4 protein-coding genes are annotated in these 3,341 nt (G+C 68.0%); all 4 read right to left on the bottom strand.

Annotation, left to right across the window (positions count from 1 at the left end; genetic code table 11):
- Positions 1-88: 88 nt before the first annotated feature.
- The 4 genes from AB0B82_RS35330 to AB0B82_RS35315 are packed head-to-tail and all read right to left on the bottom strand — an operon-like array spanning position 89 to position 2,808.
- Positions 89-1,612, bottom strand: a complete 1,524-nt coding sequence (locus tag AB0B82_RS35330; RefSeq protein ID WP_360178941.1) for a multicopper oxidase domain-containing protein — start codon at positions 1,610-1,612, stop codon at positions 89-91.
- Positions 1,609-2,043 (bottom strand): hypothetical protein, encoded by a 435-nt coding sequence (locus AB0B82_RS35325; protein WP_360178938.1) that lies wholly within the window; start codon positions 2,041-2,043, stop codon positions 1,609-1,611. Before AB0B82_RS35325 ends, AB0B82_RS35330 begins: the two co-directional genes overlap by 4 nt.
- Positions 2,040-2,405 carry a hypothetical protein gene (locus AB0B82_RS35320; RefSeq protein ID WP_360178935.1) on the bottom strand — a complete coding sequence of 122 codons (366 nt, stop codon included), beginning with the start codon at positions 2,403-2,405 and terminating at the stop codon, positions 2,040-2,042. Before AB0B82_RS35320 ends, AB0B82_RS35325 begins: the two co-directional genes overlap by 4 nt.
- Before the next feature lie 58 nt (positions 2,406-2,463).
- Entirely contained in the window at positions 2,464-2,808 is a 345-nt protein-coding gene (locus AB0B82_RS35315; RefSeq protein ID WP_360178932.1) for a hypothetical protein, read from the bottom strand.
- Between the last annotated feature and the right edge of the window lie 533 nt (positions 2,809-3,341).

The following is a 3,341-nucleotide window of genomic DNA, read 5'->3' as shown; positions in this document are numbered from 1 at the left end:
CCCGCTACGACAAACTCGCCGTCGTCTACCGCGCCGCCGCCGTCCTCAACGCAGTCATCGCCTGGACCCGACATTTGTCAGACATGCTCTAGATCGTTTCGAAGCCCGCCATCATCGCCATGTCCTCGTGCTCGAGGTTGTGGCAGTGGATCAGGTACTTGCCCTTGTGGGCGGTGAATCTGACCAGCACCTCGACCACCTCCGACGGCCGTACGTCGACGGTGTCCTTCCAGCCGTGGTCGTACGCCGACGGGTGACCGCCGCCGCGGGTGAGGACCTGGAACGGCGCGAGATGGACGTGCACCGGGTGGTGGACGTCGGTGACGAACGTCCAGATCTCGTCCTGGTCCAGCTTCACCTGCGCCTGCATCACCTCGGGATCGAACGGCTTCCCGTTGATGGTCCAGCCGCGATGCCCGCCGGCGTCGCCGCGCCGGAATCGCCACTCCCGCCGGACGGCACCGCTCGGCCGCGGCAGCACGCCGTACGACGAAAGCCGGTCGGGGATCCGGGTATCGTCGGGCGCCTTCCGGGCGATCTTGAAACGCAGCACGTTCGCGTCGTTGTCGAGCTTGTTGACCACCGTCACCTCGTCGCCCGGCTGGTACTGCGAGAAGTCCACGATCACGTCGAACCGCTCGGCCGGCGCGACCACGAGCGTCTGGTGCTCGATCGGCTTGTCGAGCAGGCCGCCGTCGCTGCCGATCTGGACGAAGGTGGCCGGGCCGCGGTCGAAGCCGAGCTCGTACCGGCGGGCGTTGCTCGCGTTCAGGATGCGGAAGCGGTACCGCGCCGCGTCCACCTCGTGCACCGGCCAGGGGGCGCCGTTCACCAGCGTGACGTCGGCGACGACGCCTTCCATGTACGCCTGCTCGACGCCGGGACCGTCCTTCGCGGCCGGGTACCGGAACGAACCGTCCTCGTCGAAGGCGCGGTCCGCGATCACCAAGGGAATCTCGCGATCGCCCTTCGGCAGTGGGAGATTCTCCTCTTCGTCGTCGCGGACGAGGTGCAGACCGAACAGACCGCGATAGACCCGCGGCGCGGTGTAGTCCATCGTGTGGTCGTGGTACCAGAGCGTCGCGGCGCGCTGGGTGTTCGGGTAGGTGTAGACGCGCTTGCCGGTCGTCGGGTCGCCGCCGGCCATCTGGTGCCCGCCGTGCTCGCCGTGGGAACCGTGCCCGCCCTTCGTGGGCATGATCAGGTCGAGCGGCCACCCGTCACTCGCAGCGGGGGTGTGGCCGCCGTGCAGGTGGACGGCGACCGGTACGTCGAGTTCGTTGACCTGCTCCACGACGGTGGTCCGCCCGCTCCGCACGTCGAACGTCGGCCCGGGCAGCAGGCCGTCGTACCCCATTACCTCGGTCTTCAGGCCGGGCAGGATCTCGTGGTGCGCAGTTCGTTGGACAACCCGATAATAATCGGCGTTCGCGTCGGACCGGATCGGCTTCTTGACCGGTGGGATCGGCAGTGGAACCTGGAACGGTTCGGGCAGTTTCGCCTTGCTGCGCAGGAGTTCCCCGGACTGTGCGGGCCTGGCCTCCTGGCCGCAGGCGGTGAGAACCAGGGCGCCGCCCGTGGCGGCCAGCAACCCCCGGCGGGACAACCTCATCGTTTCATCTCCTGGCGATTCAGACGTGCGGTGGAACGGAACGACCAGACCGTCAGGCAGCACACTGAGCCGACGATCGCCGTACCGAGCGGAACATGGACGGCGAAGTTCTGCAGGTAGCCGAACGTCAGTTGGACGAACTCGGCGACGACCAGTACCACGGACCACAGCAACGGCAGGAACCGCCCGCGGCTGCCGATCGCGTACCCGATGGCCGCGCCGGTCTGGAGCATCGCGACCATCCAGATGGTGCTGCCGATCGTGGCGTGGAACGTGGTCATCGCGTCGACGTTGCCGGCCAGGAAGTACCCGGCCGCGATCGGCTGCGCGATCACGAGTACGGCGTGTAGGACCAGGACGACGCGCAGCGTGTACAGGCTGACGCGCGGCCGCCGTACATTGAGCGCGGGTGGCGGCGCGACAGTGATCATGCGACCACCGCCCGCGGCCGGCCGACACGCAGTGCGAAGGCGACCGAGACGACCACCAAGGCAACGCCGAGCGGGGCGTGGATCGCCAACAGACGGCTGTGGCCCACTGCGCCCTGGGCGATCTCGCCGGCCACGATCAGCAGGCTCACCGCGGAGGCGGTCCAGCGGCCGCCGGAACGCCACCACATCGTTGCTACCAGCAACTGCATGAGGCTGAGAGCGCTCAGGATCAGCCCGGTGGTCTCGTGCATCCGGATGCCGGCCGGCGAGCCGTTCAGGTAAAGGCCGGCGAACAGCGGCTGCAGGCAGATGGCCAGCGCATGCACGCCGGCGACCACCCGCAAAACGATCAGAGCTCTCATGTAGCCAGACAATAGTAGCCTGGCTACATGTAGGGCAATCAGGTATCGCCCGGAGGAGTCAGGTCAGGTGTCCCAGAGGTGACACCTCGATCCCGGCGCGCTCGCAGACCCAGTGCGGGTCGGGTCCGAGCTCGGGCTCGATGCGGAGCTCGTGGTCCTGCAGGTCGTCGCAGGCGGTGCAGCGCGGCCAGCGCACCCCGGAGTCGACCAGGCGGTCCTGGACGTCCTGCGCCACCAGACCGGCGATGTGCTCCGCGCCGTCGGGCCACTGGTCCAGCCACCACTGACGCCCGGCGACGGCGTCCTCCAGCAAGGACACCATCGCCGCGTCGTCGAAGCCGCGCGCGGCGAGGTCGTGGAGCACCATGGCTCGCGCGGTCAGCAATACCCCTGGCTCGTTCATCGCCCTTCAGAGTGCCGGACCCCACCGACAAAACAAGGACGGTTCACCCCTGCTGTTGGGGGTTCCTCGTTGGTACACCGACGAAGAACCCCCACTTCGCGGGGTTATCCGGGTCCGCTGACTGACGTGTGGGTTGGCTTCTGCCCGAGGGGAGGTGGTCGCGGGCCGACGGGGTGAGGGATCGCTGGGGTGATGAGGGCGCGCGGGTCATCGGGGCGCGCGGGTGATGAGGGCGCGCGGGTGATCGGGGCGTGGATGGTGGCGTGGGGTTGTTGGAGCCGCATCTGTGGAGGGTTTTCCCGCGTATGGCGGGCATAAGCCTCCAGTGTCGTGCGGAAAACTCTCCTAGATGATTGATGCACGGCCTGGTCTGGATTCGGTGGTCGTGGTGATGGAGCCGGGGACGCTCGGGCGGGTGGCGTGGGTGGCGTGGGTGGCGTGTGGCGTGTGTCAGGTCGACAGGACGTGTCCCGTGCCAGGGGCCACAGCTGAGCGTGAACCAGACACCGAACACACCCGCCCCGCACCACACT

This window comes from Kribbella sp. NPDC048915 (assembly GCF_040649595.1).
Taxonomy (GTDB): Bacteria; Actinomycetota; Actinomycetes; order Propionibacteriales; family Kribbellaceae; genus Kribbella.
This window is presented reverse-complemented; position numbering and strand designations above follow the sequence as displayed.